The organism is Streptomyces sp. NPDC005899, assembly GCF_040629645.1.
Classification (GTDB): Bacteria; Actinomycetota; Actinomycetes; order Streptomycetales; family Streptomycetaceae; genus Streptomyces.
The window spans coordinates 1-485 of the sequence record NZ_JBEXWB010000493.1 but is presented as its reverse complement, the minus strand read 5'-3'; the positions used below and the strand labels follow the sequence as shown (position 1 = coordinate 485).

Sequence of the window (485 nt, the reverse complement as noted above, 5' to 3'; positions counted from 1 at the left end):
TCGACCACCTCCGCGCCATTGTGCAACTAGTTGCACAATGGCGTTCGTCGCACTCCGGGGGCGCTCGGGGCGTGCTCGGGGCCGCCGTCGCACGGGCCGCCCACGGACGGCGTAACACCGGCGTACCCCGCCGTCCCCGCACGACGACAGTGGAGGCGTACGGCTTCGCAGCCCCGCCACGACCCACCCGCCGAGCAGGAGAACCCCATGACGGCCCTCAACCGACGTGACCTCGGACTGCTCGCACTCAGAGTCGGCACGGGGGCCGTCCTGGCCGCCCACGGCGCCCAGAAGCTCACCGGCTGGTTCGGGGGCGGGGGTATCCAGGGCACCACCGCCGCCATGGAGGCCATGGGCTTCCACCCGCCGAAGCACAGCGCCGTCGCCGCCGGGCTCGGCGAGGCGGGCGGCGGGATCCTGCTGGCACTCGGCCTCGCCACCCCGGCCGCCGGGGCCGCGGCCGCCGGCACGATGGCGGGAGCGGT

Annotated in this window: 1 protein-coding gene; it reads left to right on the top strand. The window is 75.3% G+C overall.

Going from position 1 to position 485, the window contains the following annotated elements:
• Positions 1 to 207 precede the first annotated feature (207 nt).
• On the top strand, positions 208 to 485 hold a 278-nt coding region (locus tag ABZ371_RS30390), incomplete at its 3' end, for a DoxX family membrane protein (RefSeq protein WP_358685657.1).